23 protein-coding genes are annotated in these 26,051 nt (G+C 71.1%); 17 read left to right on the forward strand and 6 right to left on the reverse strand.

Annotated features, from left to right (window positions below):
* Window positions 1–220: 220 nt before the first annotated feature.
* From BU52_RS21695 to BU52_RS21710, 4 genes are read right to left on the reverse strand one after another with little or no spacing between them, the layout of a single operon-like run.
* Window positions 221–1,465, reverse strand: a complete 1,245-nt coding sequence (locus BU52_RS21695; protein WP_051858457.1) for a multidrug effflux MFS transporter — start codon at window positions 1,463–1,465, stop codon at window positions 221–223.
* 29 nt (window positions 1,466–1,494) lie between these two features.
* The gene (locus BU52_RS21700; RefSeq protein WP_078903374.1) at window positions 1,495–2,553 is read right to left on the reverse strand and encodes an alpha/beta hydrolase; all 1,059 of its coding nucleotides are present in this window, start codon (window positions 2,551–2,553) and stop codon (window positions 1,495–1,497) included.
* A gap of 43 nt (window positions 2,554–2,596) precedes the next feature.
* Complete coding sequence (locus BU52_RS21705; RefSeq protein WP_037936957.1) at window positions 2,597–3,559, reverse strand: aldo/keto reductase; 963 nt, start codon at window positions 3,557–3,559, stop codon at window positions 2,597–2,599.
* Window positions 3,560–3,585: 26 nt separating this feature from the next.
* A complete protein-coding gene (locus tag BU52_RS21710) occupies window positions 3,586–4,695 on the reverse strand; it encodes a zinc-binding dehydrogenase (protein ID WP_200881242.1) in 1,110 nt (369 codons plus the stop codon).
* Between the two features lie 99 nt (window positions 4,696–4,794).
* On the opposite strand from BU52_RS21710, the gene BU52_RS21715 reads away from it, so the two are divergent.
* A complete protein-coding gene (locus tag BU52_RS21715; RefSeq protein ID WP_051858444.1) occupies window positions 4,795–6,198 on the forward strand; it encodes an amidohydrolase in 1,404 nt (467 codons plus the stop codon).
* Between the two features lie 103 nt (window positions 6,199–6,301).
* Here BU52_RS21715 and BU52_RS21720 read toward each other — a convergent pair whose 3' ends face one another.
* Window positions 6,302–7,045 (reverse strand): SDR family NAD(P)-dependent oxidoreductase, encoded by a 744-nt coding sequence (locus tag BU52_RS21720; RefSeq protein WP_235216390.1) that lies wholly within the window; start codon window positions 7,043–7,045, stop codon window positions 6,302–6,304.
* Between the two features lie 87 nt (window positions 7,046–7,132).
* Here BU52_RS21720 and BU52_RS21725 point away from each other — a divergent pair, with 87 nt between their 5' ends.
* The 9 genes from BU52_RS21725 to BU52_RS21765 all read left to right on the forward strand — a co-directional run bounded on the left by BU52_RS21725 (window position 7,133) and on the right by BU52_RS21765 (window position 17,210).
* A complete protein-coding gene (locus BU52_RS21725) occupies window positions 7,133–8,101 on the forward strand; it encodes an aldo/keto reductase (RefSeq protein ID WP_235216391.1) in 969 nt (322 codons plus the stop codon).
* A gap of 58 nt (window positions 8,102–8,159) precedes the next feature.
* Window positions 8,160–9,149 (forward strand): methyltransferase family protein, encoded by a 990-nt coding sequence (locus BU52_RS21730; protein ID WP_037936964.1) that lies wholly within the window; start codon window positions 8,160–8,162, stop codon window positions 9,147–9,149.
* Between the two features lie 269 nt (window positions 9,150–9,418).
* Window positions 9,419–10,930: an ABC transporter substrate-binding protein gene (locus BU52_RS21735; RefSeq protein WP_037936966.1), complete on the forward strand. Its 1,512-nt coding sequence runs from the start codon at window positions 9,419–9,421 to the stop codon at window positions 10,928–10,930.
* Between the two features lie 54 nt (window positions 10,931–10,984).
* A complete protein-coding gene (locus tag BU52_RS21740) occupies window positions 10,985–11,926 on the forward strand; it encodes an ABC transporter permease (RefSeq protein WP_037936968.1) in 942 nt (313 codons plus the stop codon).
* Complete coding sequence (locus BU52_RS21745) at window positions 11,923–13,725, forward strand: dipeptide/oligopeptide/nickel ABC transporter permease/ATP-binding protein (protein ID WP_037936971.1); 1,803 nt, start codon at window positions 11,923–11,925, stop codon at window positions 13,723–13,725. Before BU52_RS21740 ends, BU52_RS21745 begins: the two co-directional genes overlap by 4 nt.
* A gap of 17 nt (window positions 13,726–13,742) precedes the next feature.
* Window positions 13,743–14,594 carry an ATP-binding cassette domain-containing protein gene (locus BU52_RS21750; protein ID WP_037936973.1) on the forward strand — a complete coding sequence of 284 codons (852 nt, stop codon included), beginning with the start codon at window positions 13,743–13,745 and terminating at the stop codon, window positions 14,592–14,594.
* A gap of 8 nt (window positions 14,595–14,602) precedes the next feature.
* Window positions 14,603–15,193: a TetR/AcrR family transcriptional regulator gene (locus BU52_RS21755; RefSeq protein ID WP_037936975.1), complete on the forward strand. Its 591-nt coding sequence runs from the start codon at window positions 14,603–14,605 to the stop codon at window positions 15,191–15,193.
* A gap of 147 nt (window positions 15,194–15,340) precedes the next feature.
* Complete coding sequence (locus tag BU52_RS21760) at window positions 15,341–16,789, forward strand: aldehyde dehydrogenase family protein (protein ID WP_037936979.1); 1,449 nt, start codon at window positions 15,341–15,343, stop codon at window positions 16,787–16,789.
* 37 nt (window positions 16,790–16,826) lie between these two features.
* Complete coding sequence (locus BU52_RS21765; RefSeq protein ID WP_037936981.1) at window positions 16,827–17,210, forward strand: nuclear transport factor 2 family protein; 384 nt, start codon at window positions 16,827–16,829, stop codon at window positions 17,208–17,210.
* Between the two features lie 91 nt (window positions 17,211–17,301).
* On the opposite strand, the gene BU52_RS21770 is transcribed toward BU52_RS21765, so the two are convergent.
* Entirely contained in the window at window positions 17,302–18,657 is a 1,356-nt protein-coding gene (locus tag BU52_RS21770) for a glutamine synthetase family protein (protein WP_037936985.1), read from the reverse strand.
* A 331-nt stretch (window positions 18,658–18,988) separates the two neighbouring features.
* Here BU52_RS21770 and BU52_RS21775 point away from each other — a divergent pair, with 331 nt between their 5' ends.
* The 7 genes from BU52_RS21775 (at window position 18,989) to BU52_RS21805 (ending at window position 26,051) form a co-directional block, all read left to right on the forward strand.
* On the forward strand, window positions 18,989–19,795 hold the full coding sequence (locus BU52_RS21775) for an acetoacetate decarboxylase family protein (protein ID WP_037936987.1): 807 nt from the start codon (window positions 18,989–18,991) through the stop codon (window positions 19,793–19,795).
* 43 nt (window positions 19,796–19,838) lie between these two features.
* Window positions 19,839–21,302 carry an aldehyde dehydrogenase gene (locus BU52_RS21780; protein WP_037936990.1) on the forward strand — a complete coding sequence of 488 codons (1,464 nt, stop codon included), beginning with the start codon at window positions 19,839–19,841 and terminating at the stop codon, window positions 21,300–21,302.
* A complete protein-coding gene (locus tag BU52_RS21785; RefSeq protein WP_037936992.1) occupies window positions 21,295–22,221 on the forward strand; it encodes a 3,4-dihydroxyphenylacetate 2,3-dioxygenase in 927 nt (308 codons plus the stop codon). The genes BU52_RS21780 and BU52_RS21785 overlap by 8 nt, the downstream gene beginning before the upstream one ends.
* An 11-nt stretch (window positions 22,222–22,232) precedes the next feature.
* Window positions 22,233–23,078, forward strand: a complete 846-nt coding sequence (locus tag BU52_RS21790) for a fumarylacetoacetate hydrolase family protein (protein WP_037936994.1) — start codon at window positions 22,233–22,235, stop codon at window positions 23,076–23,078.
* A gap of 28 nt (window positions 23,079–23,106) precedes the next feature.
* Window positions 23,107–23,730 (forward strand): TetR/AcrR family transcriptional regulator, encoded by a 624-nt coding sequence (locus tag BU52_RS21795; RefSeq protein ID WP_037936996.1) that lies wholly within the window; start codon window positions 23,107–23,109, stop codon window positions 23,728–23,730.
* 84 nt (window positions 23,731–23,814) lie between these two features.
* Window positions 23,815–25,323: an aldehyde dehydrogenase gene (locus BU52_RS21800; protein WP_051858451.1), complete on the forward strand. Its 1,509-nt coding sequence runs from the start codon at window positions 23,815–23,817 to the stop codon at window positions 25,321–25,323.
* A complete protein-coding gene (locus BU52_RS21805) occupies window positions 25,320–26,051 on the forward strand; it encodes a gamma-glutamyl-gamma-aminobutyrate hydrolase family protein (protein ID WP_037936998.1) in 732 nt (243 codons plus the stop codon). Before BU52_RS21800 ends, BU52_RS21805 begins: the two co-directional genes overlap by 4 nt.

Below are 26,051 nucleotides of genomic sequence, written 5' to 3' on the forward strand. Positions count from 1 at the left end.
CCGGCAGGCCGCCCCGCCGCCACACGTCCCGCACGATCGTGCGCACACCGTGGAGCGGTTCGCGCCGTACCTCCGGCCGCGGCTGTCCCGCCGTCACGCCACCACGAGGGCCGGCGGGACGGGAAGGAGCGCGGACGGCCACCGGCCGACCGCATGCGGACGCCGCCGTCGGCGAGGGACGCCGACGACGGCGGGAACGAACGGTGAGCGGGCCGGGTGATCAGTGCGAGGCGCCGCGGTGCTCCCCGGCATCGTCGGCATGGTGCTCGACGGTGGGTGGATCCTGACGGGCCCGGCGGAGCCGGGGCAGCACGGCGGTCCACACGAGTACGCAGGCGAGGACGGTGGCGACGGCCATGGTGAGGGCCATGGTCAGGTCGGCGGCTCCGCCGAGAGCGACGACGGGCGCGACGACCGGGCCGACGGCGAAGGTCGACATGCCGAGCAGGGCCGCCGCGGTTCCGGCGCGTTCGCCGTGACCCGCGAGAGCGAGGGCCGAGCTGTTCGGACTGATGACGCCGTAGCAGAACAGCACCAGCGCGAGGACGACGAGCAGGACGGTCAGGCCGAATCCGGCGACGACCGTGCCGATCAGGGCCAGCGCGGCGGCCGCCGTCGCCGTCGTGCCCACGACGTACATGCGGGCGGGACCGGCCCGGCGTACGAGGGCCCGGTTGGACAGTGAACCGAGCATCGCGACGACCGCGTTCATCGCGAAGACGGCGCTGAAGGCCTGGGGGGTGAGGTGGAAGCCGTCCTGCAGCACGAAGCTGATGGACGCCAGGTAGGTGAAGAACGCCGTGCCTGTGCAGGCTCCCACCAGAAGGAAGCAGACGAAAAGGCGGTCGCGCAGGACCGTGCCGAACCGCCGCCCGGTGTCGGCGAACCCGCCCCGGTGCCGCAGCCCGGACGGCAGGGTCTCGGGCAGCAGGGTGCCGGCGACGATCAGCAGGAGAGCGCCCACGCCGGCGAGGACGACGAAGAGACCCCGCCAGTCCATGACGGCGGCGAGCTGCCCGCCGGCCACCGGCGCCAGGATGGGGGCCAGCGCTCCGACGAGCCCGAGCAGGCTGAGCAGCCTTGCGAGCTCGATACCGGTCGCGATGTCCCGGGCGGCGGCGAGCGCGATGACGACGCCCGCCGACCCGGTGACGCCCTGCAGGAACCGGGTCACGAGCAGGATCTCGATGGTGGGGGCGGCCGAGCACAGCAGCGAGAACACGGTGAAGAGCGCGATGCCCCACAGCAGCGGCCGCCGCCTGCCCATCCGGTCGCTGAGCGGGCCCGCCACGAGCTGGCCGAACGCGAGTCCGAGCATGCACACCGACATCGACGCCTGAGCGAGGCTGCCACTTGTGTGCAGGTCCTTGGCGAGCTGCGGCAGCAGCGGCATGGACAGGTCCATCGACAGCGGCCCGAACACCTCGAGCGACCCCAGGACGAACGCCGCGCGGCGCGCGCTCATGACACGCGCGCCGCGCGGCGCGGACGTCGTCACCGGGACCGGCCGGTGATGCCGAGAACGCGCCGCATCCACGACTCCCGGGTGGCCACGGCGGCCCGGGACACCTCGGCGTCCGGGGAGAACCCCGTGAAGCCGTGGTAGCCGCCGGACCAGACGTGCAGTTCGGCCTGGCCTCCGGTGGCCCAGATCCGGGTGGCGTAGTCGACCGCCTCGTCGCGGAACACCTCGGCCGCGCCGACCGCGATGTAGGCGGGAGGCAGTCCGGACAGGTCGCCGGCGCGCGAGGGAGCAGCGTAGGGCGACACGGCGTCGGTACCCCGGTCCGCACCCAGCAGCGCGTTCCAGCCGGTGTCGTTGTTGTTGCGGTCCCAGATGCCGATGCCGTCGTACTGCCGGCTGGACACCGTGGTGTTGCGGTCGTCGATCATCGGGCAGTCCAGCATCTGTCCGGCCAGGGCGGGGCCGCCGCGGTCGCGGGCCATCAGGGCGACCGCCGCGCTCAGGCCGCCGCCCGCGCTCGCCCCGCCGACGAGGATGCGGGCGGGGTCCACCCCGAGGGCCGCGGCGTTCTCGGCGAACCAGACCAGGCCCGCGTAGCAGTCCTCCGCGGCGTCGGGCGCGGGATGCTCGGGGGCGAGCCGGTACTCGACGCTCACGGCGACGGCGCCGAACGTCAGGACGTCCTCGACCAGACCGGCGATGCCGAAGAACCGGTTGCCGAGCACCATGCCGCCACCGTGGATGCCGTAGATGCCCGGCGCGTCGCGGACACCGCCGCGGGGGCGCAGAACCGTCAGCTCCACGCCCGGCGCGCCCGCCGGGCCCGCCACGGTGACGTGCTCGAATGCCACCGGGCGCTCGCCGACCGCCTCTTCGACGGGAGGCACGAGGGTGGCGAAGTACGCGCGGTTGGCGAGGATCGTGTCGGCCCGCAGCGGGATCCGCTCGATGAGCTCGCGGCAGGAGGCGAGGCCCGGTTCGAGCTGGGGGTCGTAAGGGACGGGTCGCGGGCGCGGCGCGCCCGTCACGGCGTCCCCTCCTCCCTGCTCGGCGCCGGAAGCCGGGGAGTGGTGGGGTGCGGTCGTCATCGGTTGCCCCTGCTGGTGTCGTATACGGAGGGCTCGGTCACCGTCAGGGGCCTTCCGGGTCGACGATGCCGCGGTCGCACCAGAACGGTTCGACGAGAGCCCGCAGTTCCTCGGCCCCGACCCGCTCCACCAGCTCCAGGGCGCCGATGTTCTGCCGGACCTGCTCCAGCCGGGTGGCGCCGACGAGCGTCGTGGTGTTGGCGGGATGGGTGAGCGTGAACGCGACCGCGAGCTGGGCGGGCGTGGTGCCGAGCTCGCCGGCGAGTCCGGTGATGCCCGGGACGGTCGCCACGATCGCGTCGCGGATCGAGCCGGGGTCGCGGCCGATCTCCCGCTCGGGCGATGTGCGTCCGGCGAGGATGCCGCCTTCCAGTACATCGGAGGCCTGCATGCTGAACCCTTCGGCGAACAGCTCGGCGAACGGCTCTCCGTCGGGAATCGCGCGCCGCGCCACGCTGTACTTCAGCTGCGCGATCTGCGGGCCGGGCGCTCCCCGTTCGGTGGCGATCCGCCGCAGGGCGTGGATGTTCGCCGCAGACCAGTTGTTCACCCCCCAGGCCCGGATCAGTCCGGCGTCCGTCAGGGCGGCGAGGTCGCCGACGAGGTCCTCCAGGCGTACGTCGTCGCGTCGCAGATCTCCCAGGATCACCAGGTCCGCGTGGTCGAGCCCGGTCCGCAGGAACGCGTTCTTCAGCTGGGGGGCGAAACCCTCCGCGCCGAAGCCCTCGATCCACAGCTTCACCGAGGCCAGGTACGCGTCCCGCGGGGTACCGGTGGCCCGCATGATCGCGCCCCACAGCACGTCGGTGAAGACGGGAGGCATGCCGGGCATGCCGTAGACACCGACGTCGAACAGGTTGACGCCCTGGTCGAGCGCGTGGCGGACCATGGTGACGGCGTCCGCGAAGTCCATCCGGTCGAAGGTGTGCCACGAGCCGAGGGACAGGACCGACGCCTCGAGTTCGCTGGTGCCGATCCGGCGCCGGGGGAGCGGGGTGGTGGTCACGTGTGTGAGTCCTTTCTCCGGGTCGCTCAGGCGAGCCGGGGATCGATGACGGCCTTGATCTCCTCGTGCCTGCTCATCGCGGCGATGCGGGCGGAGGCCTCCGACAGGCCGACGGGCTCGCCGAACAGCCGGTCCCAGGGCATGCGGTCGGCGAAGGAGGTGAAGAAGCCGATGGCGTCGTGGTAGTCGGCGATGTCGCCGTTGAGGGAACCGACGATGTTGAGTTCCTTGCCCATCACCGTGCCCAGCGCGAGCGGTTCGGCGACCGGACCGGTGCTGCCCACGACCACGACGCGTCCGCGCTGCGCGGCCATTTCCACGGCCTCCCGGCCGACCGACGGGGCACCGGCGAAGTCGAGCACCAGATCGGCACCGCGGCCGTCGGTGAGCTTCAGTACCCGGGCGACGACGGCTTCGGAGCCGTGGGCGATGTCCACCGTCTCGTCGGCGCCGAACTCGTGGGCCAGGGCAAGTCGCGACGGGGGAGCGCCGACGGTGATCACGCTGCCCGCGCCGCTGAGATACGCCACCGCGGTCGCGAAGAGACCGAGCGCCCCCGAACCCTGCACGACGACACGGGAGCCGGGGCGTACCCCGCCGGCCCGGGAGAACGCCCTCAGAACCGTCTTCGCCGCGCAGCCCGCCATCGCGGCCCAGGTGTCGGGGACCGCGTCGGGCAGCAGCAGCTTGGCCGCCCCGGGCACCACATAGGCGTACTCGCACAGACCCGCCGTGGCGTGGGGAGGGACGTCGGCACGCTGCAGGAACCCGTAACCCCGCCGCGAACAGGCGACCGGTTCGCGCAGCACCGTGCAGCCGTGGCACGCGCCGCAGGTCGACTCGGACCAGCCGATGCGGTCGCCGACGGAGAGCTCGCGGCCCAGCGCGTCCCGGGTGCCCTCGCCGAGCGCGACGATCTCGCCGACCATCTCGTGGCCGAGCACCATGGGCAGCATCCCGGGGAAGGTCATCTTGCCCGACCAGATCTCGATGTCGGTGCCGCACAGAGTCGTGCACACGATGCGTACGAGGGCGGCGCCCGGTTCCGGTATCGCCGGCAACGGCAGGTCGGTGAGGTCCAACGCGGCGCCGTGGGTCGTCAGTACGGCGGCTCGTGTCGAGGAGGGAATATCCATCACAACTCCTTCGGATCGAGCGGATCAAGGGCTCGACGATGCGTTAGTCTACGGCTGTCGACTCAAATGTCGAGCCCCTGAGAGCGACGAGGAGCACCCGTGCGCACAGCCGACGGAGACGCCCGCAATGCACCGGCCGACCTGATCCTGCGAGGCGGTGTCGTCCACACCCTGGCGCCGGGCGGCGGGGGAGGGACCGCTACCGCCGTCGCCCTGCGTGACGGTCTCGTCGCCCGTGTCGGCGACGACCGTGAGGTGCTGGCGCTCGCCGGCGCCTCGACCGAGGTCGTCGACCTGGCCGGACGTGCCGTCCTGCCCGGCATCAACGACGCACATCTGCACGCCACCTGGCTGGGGGCCATGTGGCCCGACACCCTCTTCGGCGAGCACGTCGTCCCCGGACCGGCTCCGGAGCGACCCCTCCTCGACGACGCACAGCGCCGCCGGGCGATCCTGCGCGCCGGGGAACTCGCCGCCTCGCTCGGCATCACCAGCTACACGGAACCGGGCCTCGGACCGGGTGAGGACCACGGAGCGACCGGCGCCTTCGGCACCTCCGTCGCCGAGCTGTACCGCGAACTCGCCGCCGAACGGCGGCTGCGGGCCAGGATCACCGTCCTGTGGCTCTTCGGCGAGCTCGACGGACCGAGCGACCTGGAGAACTTCCTGGCCGGCCTCGCCGCCACCGACGGCGCGACGAGCGACCCGCGGTGGCTGCGCTTCGCCGGAGTCAAGATATTCGCCGACGGCATCCCGCCGATGCGGTCGGCATACACGCACCACTGCTACGCCGACGGAGTCAGGCCCGCGCTCCTCGTGGCGGGCGCCGACGACGCCGAGCGTGAGGCGAACCTGGCCCGGATGATCGTCGCCGCGCACCGTGCGGGCCGGCAGGTGGGGGTGCACGCCACCGGGGACCGCTCCATCGACGTGACGCTGGACGCGATCGAGCAGGCGAGAGCCGAGTGCGACGCCGACCTGGGGCACTACATCATCCACGGCGACCTCGTCACCGGGACGCAGCTGCGCCGGATGGCCGCGCTCGGAGTGGGCCTCGACACCCAGCCGGAGATCGCGCTGCGCACCCGCTCCCTGGTGGACGACGCGCTCGGCCCGGGCTCGGCGGCGGCCGCGTGGCCGTTGCAGGCGGCGTTCGACGCGGGCGTGTCCATGTGCCTGACCTCCGACGCGCCGGTGCTCTCACCGGACTGGCGGCGCCAGATCGCGGCCGCCGACGAGTGGATGGGGCCGACGGCCGATCCGCGCCCGCGGATGGAGCGGTTGCTGCGCTGCTACACGGTGGAGCCCGCCCGGCAGGACCGCGCCGCGTCGTGGAAGGGAACGCTTGCCCCGGGGATGGCCGCCGATCTGTGCGTGCTGGCGGCCGATCCGCTTGCCCTCGCTCCCGTCGAACTGCCGGACGTCGACGTGGAACTCACCATGGTGGACGGCGAGATCGTCTACGAGCGCGAGGCATGGGTGGCGACGGCGGAGACCGTCTGACCCGGCCGGGCGCGGAAGGACTTCAGGGCCTGTGCCGGGTTCTCCGCCGTCCCCCGGAGGGCGGGAACCCCGGCACAGGCCCTGGACGGGCGGCCGGCCGCGGTCAGGTGAGCAGCTGGCCGCCGTCGACCGGCAGGCTGATGCCGGTGATGTGCGCGGCGGTGTCGCCGGCGAGGAAGACGGCCGCCGCCGCGACGTCGTCCATGGCCGCGAGCCTGCGCAGCGGAATGCGGCCTTCCCACGCCTGGCGCTGGGGCGAACCCTCCGGCATGCCGACGGCGATCATCTCGGTGAGGACCGGGCCGGGTGCCACGGCGTTGACGCGGATGCCGTGCTCGGCCAGCTCGATCGCGGCCCAGCGGGTGAGCGCGTCCACGGCGGCCTTGCTGCTCTCGTAGCCGCCCATGCCCGGCGTGGGCTGCCTGCCGCCGATCGAGGAGATGTTGACGATCGCCCCGGCGACGCCGGCGTCGACCATCCGGCGGGCCACCTGCTGGGTCATCCGGAACGTGCCGACCACGTTGGTGCGCAGGATGGTGTCCAGGTCGTCGCCGGGCAGGTCCAGGAGTGCGCCGTGGACCGTGAGCAGGCCCGCGTTGTTCACCAGTACTTCGACCGGACCCAACTCAGCCTGTACCGAGTCGAGTTCGCGCTTGACGGAGGCCGCGTCGGTGATGTCGAGAACCCGGCTGTGGACGCCGAGGGCCTCGGCCGTCTCCCCGACGCGCTGTGCGTCCCGGTCGGCGATCACCACGGTGTCGCCCGCCGCCGTGAAGGCCGCGGCCACCGCCCGGCCGATCCCGCCCGCCCCGCCGGTGACGAGGACGGTGCGTGTGCGCTTCATCATTTCTCCCCTCGCGCCGAGACCTTTGTCACGGCGTCCGCTTTATAGTATACAAGCGTAGACAAAAAAGCCGAGGCTTCGGGAGGAGCTTTGAGCGCTGAACAGTCCGTGCCCCGCCGTCGGTTGGGGTCCGGTGGCCCCGAGGTACCGGTGCTGGCACTGGGGTCCTGGAACACCTGGGACCGGATGGATTTCGACGACGCCGTGTCACTGGTCGCGCGGGCCGCCGGGCTCGGCTGCGCCTTCTTCGACGTCGCGCACTACAACATGGGCCCGCACGCGGAGAACGCCCGCACCGACCTGATCTTCGGGCGCGCCGTGCGGGAGGCCGGTCTGGCGCGTGCCGACTGGCAGTTCTGCGGCAAGCTCTGGCTCTGGGACTACCCGGCCACCGGCTTCACCCAGCAGATGGAGACGTCACTGGAGCGGGTCGGAGTCGAGCGCGCCGACATGGTCGTCGTCGGCGACTACTTCGGCGACCTCGATGTGGAGCGGGTCGTCACCGACGTCGCCGAGCAGATCGACGCGGGCCGGTTCACCACCTGGGGCGTGAACAACTGGCGGTACCCCGACCTGCGCGCGGCGATCGACATCGCGCGCGATCGGGGACTCGTGCCGCCGGCCTTCGCCCAGCTCAAGTACGGCCTGGTCCGCAGGTCGATGGCCGAAGGCCGCTACTACGCCCCGCTCTTCGACTCCGGCGAGCTCGCCCTCCAGGCGTCCGATGTCTTCGAGGGCGGCATCCTGGTCGGCAACCTCCGTCCGGACCGCAAGATCGGTGCCGATGTCGGCGGCATCCGGGAGCGCATCGCCGAGTCCTACGGCGAGGTGCGACGGCTTGCCGACGAGTTCGGCACCACGCCCGCGCGGCTGGGCATCGCCTTCTGCCTGGCCAACCCCGCGACCGCGAACGTCCTGGTCGGCGTGTCCAGGCAGGCGCAGCTGGAGGACAACGCCGGAGCGGTTGCCCTGCTGGACCGGGTGGGAGCGACCACGCTACGGCAGGCGGTGGCGGACCTGTGGCTCGACCGCGACGTCGCCGCGGACGGCACCTGGTGACCGGGCCGACGGCCGCCACCCCGCTCAACAGTCGTACGACAACATTCAGGAGGACCTCATGACCGTATCCAGCACGTCCGCCACGCCCGACCGGATCGTCGACATCGCGATCGGGTACATGGGAGCCAAGCAGCTCTTCGCCGCCGCGCGCACCGGTGTCTTCCGTGCCCTCGCCGAAGGCGAGCGTGACGTGGCCGAGCTGGCCACGGCGACCGGTCTCAGCGAGCGGATGGCCCGGATCCTCGCCGACGCCATGAACGGACTGGGACTGCTGGAGCGCCGCGACGGCCGTTACCGGCTCGCGCCGGACGCCGCCGCCCACCTGACGGGCGAGGGCGATCTCGATCTGCACCCCTTCCTCGCCTTCCTGAACGAGATCAGTTACGGCCACTGGCTGCAGTTCGACACCACCGTCGACACCACCAAGCCCGGTGAGCTGGACATGAACGAGGAGCGGTGGGGGACGTTCATGGCCGGAGTCATGCGCTACAACGCGCTGCACGCCGCCATGCTCGCCCGGTCCTTCGACTTCGGGCCCTACCGCGACATGCTCGACCTCGGCGGACTCTCTCCGGACTTCGCCATCGGCGCCCTGCGGGCCAACCCCGACCTCTCGGCCCGCTTCGTCTTCGACCCGGCCTCCACGGAGTCCGTGGCCGCGGCGCTGGCGGCGGCCGGCCTCACGGACCGGGCCCGGATCGACCCCGCACCGACGGACACGGCCCAGCCGGGCGGCGACCACGACCTCGTCATGGTCAACCACGTGATCCACCGCTTCACCGCCGAGCAGAACCGCGCCATTCTCGCCGGCGCCCGCGCCGCGGCCCGCCCCGGCGCGACGCTGCTCCTGCTGGACTTCCTGCTGGACGACGACGACCGGCAGCGCCCGATCGACGCGCTGCACGCCGGTGAGTACTTCGTCATCGACGGCACGGTCGTCTACCCGGAGTCCGAGGTCACCGCGTGGCTGGAGGCGTCGGGCTGGCGCCGGCGCGAGGTGATCGCGCTGCCGGGAAGCCCCCGGGTCGTGGTCGCCGAGGCGGTCTGACGGACCTTTCTTCACCCCGGCCGGACCCTTCGGCAGCCCCCGCCGGGACCTTGGCCCTGCCGCTCGCCAATTGGCTGCGGCGGGGCCATTGCGTTTTTCGCCGACGATCGTAGACTAACGGCCACGACGCGTGAGGTGGCGTGTAGGGAAACTCTTTCCCGCACTCGCTCTCAACCCGTGGGCCGAGGGCTGCGACGGCGAGGCGACAGGCCAATGTCCCCTCGCCGGATCGATCCGGCACCAGCCCCTCTTACTCGAGAGAAGATTCCATGAAGAGAATCTGGCGAGCCAGCCTTGTCGCGGTCGTCGCACTGGCGATGGCCGCTTGTACGAACACCGCTTCCACTTCAGACAGTGACACCCCCGAGGATATCAAGATCGGTACGCTCCTCGACGTCACCTCCTGGGACCCGGCCCAGGCCGACATCGGCTTCGACGGCCCCTACCTGTCGGCCCTCTACGACCCGCTGATCGCCCTGGACGACATGTCCCAGCCCATTCCCGCTCTCGCCGAGTCGTGGACGTACTCCAAGGACCGCCGGACCCTCACCTTGGAGCTGCGCTCCGGGGTGAAGTTCAGCGACGGCGCGGTCTTCGACGCCGATGCCGCGGTCCAGAACCTCGAGCACCTCAAGGCCGGAGTCCGGTCCGGGCAGACGTACGCGAACGTCACCGGTATCAAGAAGGTCGACGAGGACACCGTCACCCTCCAGCTCAAGAAGAAGGACGACGCCCTCCTCTACTACATGGGGCTGGGCCGCAGCTGGATGGCCTCGCCGACGGCGATCAAGGCGAAGTCGCTCGCCACCGCACCCGTCGGCTCGGGTCCCTACACCTACGACAAGGGCAAGTCGTCACCGGGGTCGGAGTACGTCTTCACCAAGAAGTCCGAGCACTGGGACAAGAGGACCTACCCGTTCGGCGCGGTGCACGTGCTGCCGATCGCCGACCCGACCGCGAGCTTCAACGCGATGCTCTCCGGCCAGCTCGACATCGCCTACGCCAACGCCACGGACATCCCCCGGGCCAAGCAGCAGGGCTGGAACGTCGCCTCCGACGTCGCCACCTGGGTGGGCATCCAGTTCACCGACCGCACGGGCAAGGAGCTCAAGCCCCTGGGCGACATCAGGGTGCGGCGGGCCATCAACCACGCCTTCGACGGCGCGGCCATGCTGAAGTCCGTGGGTCAGGGCGCCGGATCGGCGACCAACCAGGTGTTCCCCGTCGGCCGGGGGGTCTACGACCAGTCCCTCGACGACCGGTACGCGTTCGACATGGACAAGGCCAGGAAGCTCATGGCCGAGGCCGGCTACCCCGACGGTTTCGAGGTGACGATGCCGATGTCGTCGATCTTCCAGCCGTGGCAGCCGTCCGTCCAGCAGACCCTGGGCAAGCTCGGCATCAAGGTGACGTGGAAGAACCTGTCTCCGGCCGACTACCAGAAGAACGCCGCCACCTACCCGATGTTCGTCGCCGTCCTGGCCATGGACTCCAACCCGGCGGCGTCGGTGGACAGCCAGATCACGTCGCAGCAGTGGTTCAACCCGAACCCCTCGGTCGAGGACTTCCCCACGGTCAAGGAGCTCGTGGGCAAGGTCGAAGCGGCGACGGGCGAGGCGCAGGTCCCCCCGATCCGTGACCTCAACGAAGAGATCATCGAGCAGGCCTGGAACAACGTCTGGTACCAGGCGAACAACACGTACTTCAGCGTCAAGGGCATCAAGGTGACCCCGATCACCGGAATGATGTACCCGACCCTTCGGTTCATTCAGGCCGGCTAGTACCGGCGGGGCCGCCCGGCAGCCGGGCGGCCCCGCTCCCAGAGGGGCCCTCACATGATCAGATTCACCATCCGGCGACTGCTGTCGGGGATAGTCCTGCTGCTCGTCGTCACCTCCGCCACCTTCTTCCTGGCACACCTGGCCATCGGCGATCCCACCGCCGGCCTGCTCGGCAACAACGCCACCCCGGCTCAGCGGGCGGCGCTGCACGAGCGGCTCGGCCTGGACCGGCCGATCCTGGCGCAGTACTGGGACTGGTTCTCCCACGCGCTCAGCGGCGACTTCGGTACCTCGTGGCGCAACTTCCAGCCGGTCTCGGACCAGATCGCCCTGCGCGTACCGGTCACCCTGTCGGTCGTGGTGAGCGCCACGCTCCTCGCGGCCGTGGTCGGGACCGCCGTCGGTATCACCACCGGGCTGCGTCCGGGCGGACACCTCGCCCACGTGCTGAAGCTCGCGTCGGTGGTCCTGTTCGCCCTCCCGGGATTCTGGGTCAGCCTCGTCCTCGTCATGACGTTCGCGGTCCGGCTCAAGTGGTTCCCCGCGGTCGGCTACGTCCCTCTGACCCAGTCCCCCTCCGCGTGGCTGAGCTCCATCACTCTGCCGTCGGTCGCCCTGGCGCTGGCCGCGATCGTGATGATCGCCGAACAGCTCCGCAACGGATTCGTCGAGGTCAACCGACAGGACTTCGTCCGTACCCTCCGGGCCCGCGGGCTGTCCTCGCGCCGCGTGACCCTTCATGTGCTGCGCAACGCCTCGCCCGCCGCGCTGACCGTGCTCGCGGTGATGTTCGTCGGACTGCTCGGCGGTGCGATCGTCGTCGAGATCATCTTCAACCTCCCGGGCATCGGCAGCCTCACCCAGTCGGCCTCCCAGATCGGCGACATCCCCATCCTGCTCGGGCTGACCGCCGTGACGGTCGTCTTCGTCGTCCTCATCAACTTCCTGCTCGACCTCGTGCTCGGGTGGATCAACCCGAAGGTGCGTGAGATATGACCGACGCCGCACTCCGTGCGCCGGGCGCTCCCGTCCGGGCCGAGCTCAGCCTGTGGCGGCGCTTCCTGCACCGTCCACTCGGCGTCACCGCCCTGGCGGTGCTCCTCCTCGTCGTCCTCACGGGCCTGTTCGCCCCGCTCCTCGCTCCGCACGATCCCAACCTCGTCGACTTCACCCTGACCCAGGCCCCGCCCGGCGCGGAGCACCTGATGGGTGGCGACTCCGCCGGCCGGGACATCTTCAGCCGGCTGCTGTACGGCGCGCGCACGACGGTGTACGGCGCCGCCATCGCGTGCCTGGTGGGGGTCGGGATCGGGGTGCCCGCGGGCGTGGCCGCCGGGTACTTCGGCGGAGCGGCCGACCGGATCTGCTCGTGGATCAGCGACGCCGTCCAGTCCGTGCCCGGCATGATCGTCCTGCTCATCGTCGCCGCGGGCACCGGAGCCGACTTCACGGTGCTCATGGTGACGGTCGGCGTGTTCATGACGCCGGGCTACTACCGGATCTCCCGTTCCCGGGCACTCGCCGTGCGCAGAGAGCCCTACGTCGACGCCGCCCGTGTCGCCGGGCTCACGCACGCCCGGATCCTGCACGCGCACATGCTGCGCGCCGTCCACGCGCCCGTCATCATCCAGTCCGCGCTCACCGCGGGCGTCGCGATGGGCATGCAGACCGGCCTGCAGTTCCTCGGCGTGGGCACCGCGTCGGCCCCCGACTGGGGGCAGATGATGAACGACGGGTTCCGCACCATGGGGACGCACCCGCTGATCCTCCTGTGGCCCTCGCTCGCGCTGGGCATCACCATCGCCGCGCTCGCCTTCATAGGATCGACCCTCGCCGATCTGGTGAGCGTGCGCACCGAGCCGGCCCGCCGACGCCGTACCGCTCCGGCCGGCCGGCATGCGGTGGACGCCGAAACGCCCGCGAGCAGCGGCGCACTGGTCCACACCGTCGAGCGGAGCGCGCTGCGGATCGACAACCTCCGCGTCACCTACGCCACCGCGCACGGCGACAAGGAGGTCGTGCGCGGCGTCTGCCTGGACGTCGCACCCGGTGAAGTGCTCGGCATCGTCGGTGAATCGGGGTCCGGCAAGTCACAGACGATGTTCTCGGCGCTGGACCTGCTGTCTCAGGACGGCCGTTCGAGTGCCGACGGCATCTGGATCGGCGGCCGGGAGGCCGGCGGTCTCTCGCGCGCCGAACGACACGCCCTGCTGGGCACCCGTGTCGGCTACGTGCCCCAGGAGCCGATGAGCAACCTCGACCCCTGCTACACGATCGGCCACCAGCTCGTCGAACCCCTACGAGCGGTGCACAAGCTGACCAAGGCGCAGGCCCGGGACCGGGCACGCGAGGTTCTCCTGCGGGTCGGCATCACCGACCCCGACCGGGTGATGGCCTCCTACCCGCACCACGTCTCAGGCGGTATGGCGCAGAGGGTCCTCATCGCGGGCGCGGTGGCGGGCAAGCCGGACCTGCTGGTCGCCGACGAGCCGACCACGGCACTGGACGTCACGGTCCAGGCCGAGGTGCTGGAACTGCTGCGTGAACTGCAGCAGGAGTACGGCATGGCGCTCGTCATCGTCACGCACAACTTCGGTGTGGTCGCCGACATCTGCGACCGGGTCGTGGTCATGAAGGACGGCCGGATCATCGAGTCCGGTACGGTCGGGCAGATCTTCGCCGAGCCCGCCGACCCGTACACCGCGGAGCTCATCCACGCCTCGCAGGACGACAGCGAGAGCCGCGACGATCTGGACGCGGCGTGGCACGAGGCCGGACAGAAGGTGCACACATGAAAGAGGAATCCGCACACGTGAGAACGGACTCGCAGGCCGCGCCGCTGCTCGAAGTGGACGACGTGGTGGTGGACTACCGGCGCGGCCGCACCACCTTCCGCGCGCTCAAGGGCGTCTCGATGACCATCGGGGCGGGCGAGTGCGTGGGACTCGTCGGGGAGAGCGGATCGGGCAAATCGACGCTCGGCAAGGCCATCCTCGGGCTGGCCGAGGTCGCCTCCGGCAGCATCCGCTTCGCCGGCCGCGACATCACCCACCTCAAGGGAGCCGCCCGCCGCCGCCTGGCGGCCGACCTCCAGGTGGTCTTCCAGGACCCCTACGGTTCGCTCGACCCGACGATGACCGTCGGGCAGATCCTCGCCGAGCCCCTCACCGCCTCGGGTACCGGCCGGGCCGAAGCGCGGACGACGGTGGCCGAGATGCTCGACCACGTCCGCCTCCCCGCGGACACCGTGACGCGCTATCCCAGCGAGTTCTCCGGCGGCCAGCGCCAGCGCATCGCCATCGCCCGCGCGCTGGTGCGCCGCCCACGGCTCATCGTCTGCGACGAACCGGTCAGCGCGCTGGACCTGACCACGCAGGCGGCGGTGATCGACCTGTTCATCGACATCCAGCGGGAGACCGGTGTCTCCTACCTCTTCGTGTCGCACGACCTGGGCGTGGTACGCCGCATCTGCCACCGTGTCTCGGTGATGTACCAGGGAGAATGTGTCGAGACCGGACCGAACGAGACGGTCACGCGCAACCCCGAACACCCTTACACCCAGCGGTTGCTCCTCGCCTCTCCGGTCGCCGACCCGGCCCGGCAGGCCGGGCGCAGACGGAGCTGGCTCGCTCTTCGTGCACCGGCCACAACGCCAGTACCGTAGGGAAGACTATGCCGAAGATTATCGACCACGATCAGCGGCGGCGGGAGATCGTCGCAGTCGCGAAGAAGCTCATCATCCAGGGTGGTTTCGAGGCCGCGACCATGCGCAGCATCGTCGCCGCGGCGGGTTTCGCCAACGGCGCGCTGAAGCGTTACTTCCCCAGCAAGGACAGCATCGTGGCGGCCACGTTCCAGAGCGTGCTCGCGGAGATGAACGAGCAGATGGGTGCGGACGGTCCGTCACCCGACCCGAGGGAGGCGCTGCGTCACGACCTCGAGGCGACGTTGCCGCTGGACCAGTACCGCATCGACTCCGCCCGTGTGCTGCTCGCACTGTGGGAGCACTCGGTGGCCAACGAGGAACTCGCGACGCTGTACCGCGAGCACCTCCACGACTGGCGCCGGCGGCTCGCCGAACGGCTCGCTGCCGCGCGCGGCAAGGGAGAGAGCGCCGACGCGCCCGCGGTGACGGAGCTCGCGGGGGAGATCATCAGCGTGTCCATCGGGGCCAATGTCACCTCCCTGATGTTCCCGGACGGCGCGCTGATCCCGGAGTACCGCGCCTACGTCGACCGGGTGATGCGGAACCTCGACGACTGATCCGTTCACCGGGCAGTCCCCGGGGCGTGCCCTCGTGGCCGCGCCCCTCTCACCCATGCCCGTCCGGGCCGTCGACCCATACCTGTCCCGGGCCCCTGGCCATGCCCGTTCCGGGCCATGACGAAGATGTGAAAGAAGGATCCTCCCATGGATGTGCGAGGCAGGCTTTTCATCGGAGGTGAGTGGACCGACGCCGCGGACGGGGCGGAGTTCACCACCCGCGACCCCGCCACCGGGGAGGTCCTCGGGACCTGCGCCCAGGCCGGACAGGCGGAGGCCGACGCCGCGGTCGACGCGGCACGGCGGGCGCTGCGCGACCCGGCGTGGGCCGGGCTGCCCGCGGCGGAGCGTGCCCGGCTGCTGTGGCGGGTCGCCGACCTGATCGAGCGCGACGCCGCGGAACTCGCGGAGTTGGAGACCCGTGACCAGGGGCAGCCTCTCGAGGTGGCCCGCGGGGTCAGTGTCGCGGGGGCCGCGGAGCACTTTCGCTACTACGCGGGCTGGGTCACGAAGATCGAGGGAGCGGTCAGCCCGGTCTCCTTCCCCGGCACGCTGCACTTCACCCGTCGTGAACCGGTGGGGGTGTGCGCGCTCATCACTCCGTGGAACTTCCCGCTGATGATCGCTGCCTGGAAAGTGGCACCGGCCCTGGCCTGCGGCAACACCGTGATACTCAAGCCGGCCGAGCAGACTCCGCTGACCACCGGGCACCTCGTGCGGCTGTGCGAGGAAGCCGGCTTCCCCCCGGGTGTGGTCAACCTGCTCACCGGCGGGCCCGCGACCGGCCGGGCCCTCGTGGAACACCCGCGGGTGGACAAGGTCTCCTTCACCGGTTCGACCGAGGTGGGACAGGAGATCGTCCGGGCGTCGTCGAACGATCTGAAGCGCGTCACCCTGGAACTGGGCGGCAAGGCACCCAGCGTCATCGCCCGGGACGCCGACATCGATGCCGCCGTTGAGGGCAATGTGCGGGGAGCACTGCTCAACAGCGGGCAGGTCTGCGCCGCCTACTCCCGCTTCTACGTGGACCGCCACCGGGCGGAGGAGTTCACCGAGAAGCTCGCGGCCGCGGTCGACGCCCTGCGCCTGGGCCCCGGCCTGTCCCCGGACACCCAGATGGGGCCGCTGGTTACCGACGAGCACCTGCGTCGGGTGGACGCCCTGGTGAAGCAGGGCACCGCCGAGGGGGCCGAGCTGGTCACCGGAGGAGCGCGCGCCGACGGCCCCCTGGAACACGGGAACTTCTACCGGCCCACCGTCTTCTCCGCCGTGCGTGACGACATGACCATCGCCCGGCAGGAGGTCTTCGGTCCCGTGCTGCCCGTGCTCACCTACGAGGACGAGGACGAACTGGCGGCGCGGGCCAACGACACCCGGTACGGACTGGCCGCCGCGGTCTGGACCCGGGACCTGTCCACCGCCCACCGGCTCGCGGCGGACATCCACGCGGGCGCGGTGTTCGTCAACATGCCGCCGGTCCCCGACCCGGCGGCGCCCTGGGGAGGGTTCGGGACCAGCGGCTGGGGGCGGGAGATGGGCTCCTACGCACTGGACGTGTTCACCGAGACCAAGGGCGTGTGGATACACCACGGGTGACACGGCCCGCCCTGAAACGAGCTGAGAGGAAAAGCAGATGAGTGACCGCACCGCGGCACACGACGACGTTCGATCCGCTGTGGAAGCCTATGTGGCGGCGGTGAGTGCCGCAGACCCGGAGGCCGTCCGGGCGGCCTTCCGTCCGGACGCGCACATGTGGGGCTACCTGGGACGGGAGTTCGTCTCCGCGCCGATCGAGGCGTTCTGCGACGTGGTCGGGGCCGATTCCCGCCCCGACGAGTGGACCCCGGCGTACACCTACACCATCCGCTCGGTCGAGGTGAGCGGCGAGGTCGCGGTCGCCGTGCTCGACGAGTCCGGCTATCAGGGCCATGACTTCACCAACCACTTCTCCCTGGTGCGGGAGGACGGCGTGTGGCGGATCGCCGGCAAGACGTTCTTCCGCCGGGACCCGGACTGAGTCCCCGCCGCACGGCCGGCGAGTACGCCCCCGGCCCCCGCCGTACGACCGGCGGGGAGCGGGGGCGTCAGTGGTCCGGGGCCCTCCGGCGTCACAGGTGGTACGCGTACTCGGTGAACTCCCAGTCGGTGACGTGCCGGTGGAAGCGTGCGACCTCGTCGCGCTTGTACGTGAGGTAGGAGGCGGTGAAGTCCTTGCCGAGCACCTCGGTCAGTGCCGTGTCCGCCTCCAGCTCGTCGAGGGCGGCGGGCAGACTCATCGGCAGCACGGCCGCCTTCGCGGCGTCGTAGCCGTACCCCTCCAGCGGAGCGGGTGGCTCCGCACCGGCCAGTACGCCCAGCAGTGCCGCCGCGACCGTTCCGGCGATCAGCAGGTAGGGGTTGGCGCTCGCGTCGCCCAGGCGCAGTTCGAAGCGGGTGCCGGAGCCGCGCTCGGGAGGGATCCGGACCATCGCACTGCGGTTGTCCAGGCCCCAGTCGATCAGCCAGGGCGCGAGGCTGTCGGGGCCGAACCGCTTGTAGGAGTTGACCGTCGGATTGGCCAGCGCGGTGAGCGCCGGTGCATGGGCGAGGACACCGGCCAGCGCATGGCGTGCGGTGGCGGACAGGCCGTACGGCGCCGCGGTCTCGGCGAAGGCGTTGCCGCCGTCGTCGTCCAGGCAGGACAGGTGGAGGTGGAAGCCGGATCCGCCCGCGTCGTTGAAGGGCTTGGCCATGAAGGTGGCCAGGCGGCCCTCCTTGCGGGCCAGTTCCTTGACCGCCGCCTTGAAGCGGAAGGCGCGGTCGGCGGCATCCATGGCGTCCGAGTGGGTCAGGTTGATCTCGAACTGGGAGCCGTCGAACTCGTGATTGCCGCTGCTGACGCCGATGTTCAGGCCGCGCAGGTGGCGCAGGGTGCGCAGTAGGTGGTTGTCGCCGTCCGCGCGCAGGCCGGCGGTGTACACGGCGCCTTCGGCGTCGCTGTAGCGGCGCCAGCCCTGCGTGCTGTCGGGGGCCGCGTCGCACAGGAAGTACTCCAGCTCCGGGCCCACCACGGGACGCAGGCCGTGCTCGCGGCACCGGTCGAGGACGGCGCGCAGGAGGTCGCGGGGGGACTCGGAGGCGGGCAGTCCGGTGGCCGGGTCGGTGACGTCGCCCAGGCAGGTGGCGACCCCGGGCTCCCACGGCAGGGCGGTCAGGGTGCCGAGGTCGGGGGTGACGCGGATGTCGGGCATGCCGGCGTCGAGGCCGCCGGAGACGGGCACGGTGTCGCCCTGGGGGCTGGTGTGGTACACGGCGCGGCAGAAGGCGAGGCCGTGGTCGCAGGCCGCGGGCAGGTGTTCCAGCAGGACGTCCCGGGCCCGTTCGGTGCCGATGAGGTCGGGATAGGTCACCCGGACCACGTCGATGCCCTCGGAGGCCAGCCGCTCCATCTGGCGGCGGACGGGTGGGGTGGTGGATGCGCTCACCGGTGTCTCCTCGGGGGAAGGGGCGCGTCCCAGGGCTCGGGGGCCGCTGGGGAAGAGGGAGGAAGGCGGCTTCGGACTGCGACAGCAGGAGGCGCGCACTTGTCTGGGCCACACCGTAGGGAGGGCCGCCGCCTTCACACAAGGGGCCCACCCGAGAAATTTATCCATACGGATAGCTCTTGACCGGGCGTCCGCCGCTTCCTATGTTGTTTGGAGTCAAACGAGTTGGTCCGACGTTTCACCGGCCGTCCCACCGGTGTCGAGGCCGAACCGCGCAGGCAGTTCGCCCCCACGACCCGACCGCTCCGTGCAACCGCCTAAGGAATCTCCAGTGACCACTGTCCGCGGATACTTCCACCCGAAGACGGCGACGGGCGCCTCATCGCTGATCCCCTCGCCGCCATGGCGCTACTCCGGCGACCTGCTCACCATCGAGTACCGCACCGACCCGGCCCGCGTGCGCGAGCTGCTGCCCGAGCCGCTTCAGCTCGCCGACGAGGATCCCGGCGCGGTCGCGCTGATCTGGGCGGACTGGCAGTCCTGCTCCGCCTCGGGAGAGGAACTGCTCGACCCGGTGCTCGCCCAGTACAAGGAGGCCTTCGCGGTCGTCCGCTGCAAGTACCGGCAACAGACCTACACTCGCTGCGTCCACATCTGGGTCGACAAGGACTTCGCCATCGCCCGCGGACTGCACCAGGGCTACCCGAAGAAGCTCGGCTCCATCCACCAGACGCGTCCGCACCCCTACGGACCCGCGCCGCGCATCGAGGCGGGCGCCCGCTTCGGCGCCACTCTCGCCGCCGCCGACCGGCGCCTCGCCCAGGCCGTCGTCACTCTGCGGGAGCCCTCCGAGACCAACGGCTTCGTCAACGGCCACCCGATGGCCCACCACCGCTGGCTGCCCTCCATCGAGAAGGGCAAGGGCCTGGCGCTCGACGAACTGATCGAGTCCGGCGCCGCCTCGTTCGAGGGCGGCCGGCCCTGGGTGGGCGACGCCGAACTGGAGCTGTTCGAGGCACCCACGGAGGAACTGGCCCGGCTGGAGGTCCGCGAGCCGATCGCCGCCTACTACCGGCAGGTCGGCGTGGTGTGGGACGGCGGCCGGCTGCTGGAGTCGAACACTTCCGGTGCCCAGTGACCGCGCCGCACCGTGCAGCACCGACCGTCAGGAGCCAGAGGGCATGAGCGAACACCTCACCACCGTCGCCGGAGTCACCGTCGACACCCGGCATTTCATCGGCGGCGAACGCGTCGCCTCCACCGAGACCTTCACCGACCGGTCACCCATCGACGGCAGCAGGCTGGGTGAGATCTCCCGGGGCACCGCGACGGAGGGCGCGGCGGCCGTCGCCGCCGCCAAGGCCGCCTTCCCCGGCTGGGCCGCCACCCCCCGCGCCGAGCGTGCCCGCATCCTGCGCGCCGTCGCCGACGGCGTCGACCAACGCGCCGAAGAACTCGCCATCGTCGAGACCACCGACAACGGCGCCCTCCTGCGCTCCCACCGCCACGGCATCATGCCCCGCGTCGCCCACAACTTCCGCTTCTTCGCCGACTGGCTGCTGAAACTGGAGCACGAGGACTTCACCACCCGCGGCCACACCAACCATGTCTCCTGGGACCCGGCCGGCCCCTGCGTCCTGATCACCCCCTGGAACGCCCCCTTGATGCTCGCGACCTGGAAGGTCGCCCCGGCGCTGGCCGCCGGCAACACCGTGGTCCTCAAGCCCGCCGAGTGGTCACCGCTGACCGCCTCGCTGCTCGCCGACATAGCCGCCGGGGCCGGGCTCCCCGCCGGCGTTCTCAACGTCGTCCAGGGCTATGGCTCCGAGATCGGCGACGCCCTCACCGCGCACCCCGACGTGCGCCGTATCAGCTTCACCGGGTCAGTGCCGACCGCCAGGCACATCGCCGCGTCCGCCGCCGCCCACCTCACCCCGCTCAGCCTCGAACTCGGCGGGAAGTCCCCGCTGCTGGTCTTCGCCGACGCGGACCTGGATCTCGCCGTCGACCTCGCCGTCGAGCAGTACGACAACTCCGGGCAGGTGTGCCTGGCGGCCACACGCATTCTCGTGGAGGAGACCGTCGCCGCTGAGTTCACCCGCCGGTTCACCGACAAGGCGTCCCGGCTCCGGCAGGGTGACCCGCGCGACGAGGCCACCGACATCGGTCCCCTCATCCATCCCCGTCAGCTCGACAAGATCGACGGGTTCGTGCAGCGGGCGCTCGCGGCCGGTGCACGCGCGGTCGTCGGCGCTCATCGCGGCGAGGGTCACTACTACGCCCCCACGCTGCTCACCGACGTCGCCCAGGACTCCGAGATCGTTCAGGAAGAGGTCTTCGGACCCGTTCTGACACTCCAGACCTTCACGGACGAGGACGAGGCCGTCCGCCTCGCCAACGACACCCGTTTCGGCCTGGCCGCCACCGTCGCCACCGGTGACCCCGAGCGCGCCGGACGCGTCACCGCGCGGCTGGTCGCGGGCACCGTCTGGGTCAACTGCTTCTTCGTCCGCGACCTCCAGGCTCCGTTCGGCGGCTCCCGCCAGTCCGGCGTCGGACGCGAGGGCGGCAACTGGAGCTTCGACTTCTACTGCGACCTCAAGAACACCGTCACCGCGCCGAAGGGATGGAAGGCCCATGGGTGAGATCGTCGGGGCGGGCCTGCTCGCCCACGTCCCCACCATCGTGCTCCCCGAGAAGACCCGGCTGGAGCTCAACGAGGGCAAGGAGATCACCCTCGTCACCGGTCTCCGCCGACTGCGCGAGGACGTCTTCGAGCGCGACGACTACGACACCGTGGTCGTCCTGGACTCCCACTGGGCCACCACCGTCGAGTTCGTCGTCACCGCGCAGGACCGCCGGGCCGGCCTGTTCACCTCCGAGGAACTGCCGCGCGGCATGTGCCGCATGCCCTACGACTTCCCCGGCGACCCCGAACTCGCGCATCAAATAGCCGCGTTCGCCGACCGGCACGGCACCTGGATCACTCCGATCGACGACGCGTACCTGCCGGTCTACTACGCCACCACCAACCTGTGGACGTATCTCGGCCGGGGCCTGCCCGGCAAACGCTGGGTGACCATCGGCGTCTGCCAGACCGGCGACATGGAGGACCACCTGCGCCTCGGCAGGGCCCTGGCCGACGGCATCGCCGCCACCCCCGGCCGCCGCGTCCTGATCATCGCCTCCGGCGCCCTGTCGCACACCTTCTGGCCGCTGCGCGAACTGCGCGACCACGAGGCCAGCGACCCCGCCCACATCTTCACCCCCGAGGCACGGTCGGCCGACGAGGAACGCATCGCCTGGTTCAAGGAGGGCCGCCACGACCGGGTCCTCGACACCATGGACGAGTTCTGGAAGTACAAGCCGGAGGCGAAGTTCTTCCACTACCTGATGATGGCCGGAGCCCTCGGCGAGCGGGCGTGCATGGCGAAGGGCCGCCAGTACGGGGAGTACGAGAACTCCGTCGGCACCGGCCAGGTGCTGCTCTGGTTCGACCGCCCCGCCGACGGCTGGACCGGCACCGGTCTGCCCACGCCCCACACCCCGCACAGCCGCGTCTGAGGAGTCCCGACATGCCCGAATACCGCCGCATCCTCCTCGCCGGAGCCGTCGTGCAGGTCGTCGTCGACGGGGACGAACTCGTTGCCGGGGACGGACGCCGCGTGAGGACCGAGGACGCCACGCACCTGCCGCCGGTGGTCCCCACGAAGGTGATCGCCGTCCACCTCAACCACCGCAGCCGCGTCGACGAGTTCCAGATCGATCTCACGGACACCCCCACCTACTTCCACAAGCCCACCTCGGCCCTGAACGCGCACAAGGGCGCCATCGTCCGGCCCGAGGGCTGCAAGTGGCTCAACTACGAGGGGGAGGTCGCCATCGTCATCGGGAAGACGGCGCGCAACATCTCCCCGGCCCGGGCGGGGGAGTACATCGCCGGTTACACCGTGGCCAACGACTACGGCCTGCACGATTTCCGGGACACCGACGCCGGGTCCATGCTTCGTGTCAAGGGCTCCGACACCCTCTGCCCGCTCGGCCCCGGTCTGGTCACCGACTGGGACTTCCACGGCAAACGGCTGCGGACCTACGTCAACGGCGAGGTCGTTCAGGACGGCTCCACCGACGAGATGACCTGGGACATGCACTACCTCGTCGCCGACATCGCCCGCACCATCACCCTGTTCCCCGGCGACGTCCTGCTGTCCGGCACACCGGCCGGCTCCCGGCCCGTCCGGCCAGGCGACGTCGTCGAGGTCGAGGTCGAGGGTCTCGGCCGTCTCGTCAACCACGTCGTCACCGGCCCCACCGCTGTCCGTACCGACGTCGGAGCCCAGCCGACCGAGTCGGAGGAGGTGCTCTCCACCGCCCTCGGCGGCGACTGGGAGTTCCGTGGCATCAGAGCACCGAGGCGCTGACCCGGACGCCGCGGGTAGGCTCGACGGCATGACCGATCCCGCCGAGCCCGCCGGCGAACGCGGCACCCGCAAGCGCGTGACGAACTACGGGACGGGGCGGGTCGCCCTGCTGGATGCCGCCGTACGGGTGGTGGCCAGGGGTGGTCTGCGCAAGCTGACCTACCGGGCCGTCGCCGAGGAGGCCGGAGTCACCCATGGGCTGGTCGTCCACCACTTCGGTTCCCGCGACACGCTCATCGCGGAGGCCGTCGACCACGCCGTCCGTTCCTCGCTCCGTGTCAACGCGCTCGACACCGGCACGGAGACGGTGGACGGCTTCGCCGCCGGCCTGGGGGAGATGGTGGAGACCGGACCGGATCTCCAGGCGTTCCAGTACGAACTGCTCCTGGAGGCCCGGCGCAGGCCGGAACTGATGCCCCACCTGCGCGCCCTGTACGAGGAGTACTTCGACTCCGCAACGCGCCGGCTCTCCCGGGTTCTCTCCCGGCCGGTCGACCGCGGGCTGTCCCGGCTGGTCTTCGCCGCGCTGGAGGGTCTCGTCCTGCACCAGCTGGTCTTCGGTGAGCGAGAAGTGACCGAAGAGGCACTGTCGGAGCTTCGGGCGCTGCTGGAGGGACTGAGCGAGGACCCGGGAGACTCGGCCGGGAGCTGACCGCCTCGTCGTGCTGTCGCCCGAGGGCGTCCGGTGACCCCGCTCCCGCATCTCCGCTCCCGACCCGACCGCACATCTCGAACCATGACGAAACGAGGACTGACGGTGGATGCCACCCAAGACGACTGGATCCGCCGGGCCAAGACGCTCGCGTTTCCCGGCGCGCACATCATCGACGGCGCCGACCACCACGGGGGAGGCGGCACCTTCGCCGTTGTCTCGTCGCGGGACGGCCAGGTGCTGGCCGACGTGGCCGACGGTGGCGCGGCCGAGGTCGACCTGGCCGTCGCGGCAGCCCGCCGGGCCTTCGACGACGGGCCCTGGCCGCGGTTCGCGCCCGCCGAACGCGGCCGGGTCCTGCTGCGCATCGCCGACCTGATCGAGGAGCGGCGGGCCGACCTCGCCCTGACCGTGAGTCTGGAGATGGGCAAGCCGATCGGCGACGCCCACGACATCGAGCTGCGGGCCCTGATCGGCACCTTCCGCTGGTACGGGCAACTGGCCGACAAACTCACCGACGAGTCCCCGCACACCGCACCGGACGCCCTCGCGCTCGTCACCCGGGAGCCGGCCGGCGTCGTGGGCGCCGTCGTGCCGTGGAACTTCCCCCTCACGCTCGCGGGGTGGAAGGTCGCCCCCGCGCTCGCGGCCGGCTGCGCGGTCGTTCTCAAACCGTCGGAGAACTCGCCCCTGTCCGCGCTGCACCTCGGCCGCATCGCCGTCGAGGCCGGGCTGCCGCCCGGCGTTCTCAACGTCGTCAACGGCAACGGACCGGTGGCCGGGAAGGCTTTGGGCCTCCATCCCGACGTCGACGTGCTGGCCTTCACCGGCTCCACCGCCGTCGGCCGGCACTTCCTGCGCTACTCCGCCGACTCCAACCTCAAGCGGGTCTGGCTCGAACTGGGCGGCAAGTCACCCAACATCATCCTGCCCGACGCCCCCGACCTGGAGAGGGCCGCCGCCACGGCCGCCTGGGGCATCTTCTTCAACCAGGGCGAGATGTGCACCGCCCCCTCCCGGCTGCTGGTCCACTCCTCCGTCGCCGAACAGGTCACCGAGGCGGTCGTCGAGCGGGCCCGCGCACTGCGCGTCGGTGACCCCCTCGACCCGGCCACCGAGATGGGCGCGCTGGTCGGCCCGGACCACCTCGACCGGGTGCTGGGCCACATCCACGCCGGCGTGGACGCCGGCGCCCGGCTCCGCACCGGGGGAGACCGCGTCCTGCCCGAAACCGGGGGCGTGTACCTCTCGCCCACCGTCTTCGACCGCGTCGACGCGCACAGCGGGCTGGCGCGTGAAGAGATCTTCGGCCCCGTCCTGTCCGTCCTCACCTTCGACGACCTCGGCGAGGCGGTGGCCCTCGCCAACGCCACCGAGTACGGACTCGCCGCCGGCCTGTGGACCTCCGACCTGTCCACCGCCCACCGGGTCTCGCGCGCCCTGAAGGCCGGCACGGTCTGGGTGAACTGCTACGAGGAGGGCGACCTGACGGTGCCCTTCGGAGGCATGAAGCAGTCGGGCAACGGACGCGACAAGTCCGCCCATGCCCTGGAGAAGTACACGGAACTGAAGACCACGTGGATCCAGCTGTGACCCGTACCCACCGCCCCCTCATCGCCGTCCCGGCCCGCTTCTCCGCCACCGCCTCGGCCCTGCGGTATGCGGCCGAGGTCAACGCCCGGGCCCTGACGGAGGCGGTCTGGCGGGCCGGCGGCGAACCCGTCACCATCCATCCGCACGCTCCCGGCGGCACCTGCGACCCGGCGGAGACCGCCGCCCGCCTCGCCCGCTTCGACGGCATCCTGCTCCCCGGCGGCGGCGACCTCGCACCCCACCGCTACGGGGCCGACGAGGCACACGAGGCCGTCTACGACGTGGACGACGAACAGGACGCCTTCGACCTGGAGACGGCCCGGCAGACACTCGCGCTGGGGCTGCCGCTGCTGGCGATCTGCCGTGGCCTGCAAGTGGTCAACACGGCTCTGGGCGGCACCCTGCACCAGGACATGGGCGGTCCGGGGCGGGAGCACCGGCACGTCGGACACCCGGTGACCCTCACCCCCGGGTCCGTCGTGGCAGGTGCCACCGGGACCGACAAGGTGGAGGCGTCCTGCTATCACCACCAGCACGTCGACCGGCTGGGAGACGGGCTCGCGGTCACCGCGCGGGCCGCCGACGGCACGATCGAGGCCGTGGAAGCGGCCGAAGCCGGCGGCTGGTTCGTGGCCGTGCAGTGGCACCCGGAGGACACGGCACGCGAGGACCCCGCTCAGCAGCGCCTGTTCGACGCGCTGGTCAGGGCCTCGCGCGGTCCCCGCTGA

The organism is Streptomyces toyocaensis, from assembly GCF_000725125.1.
GTDB classification, from domain to species: domain Bacteria; phylum Actinomycetota; class Actinomycetes; order Streptomycetales; family Streptomycetaceae; genus Streptomyces; species Streptomyces toyocaensis.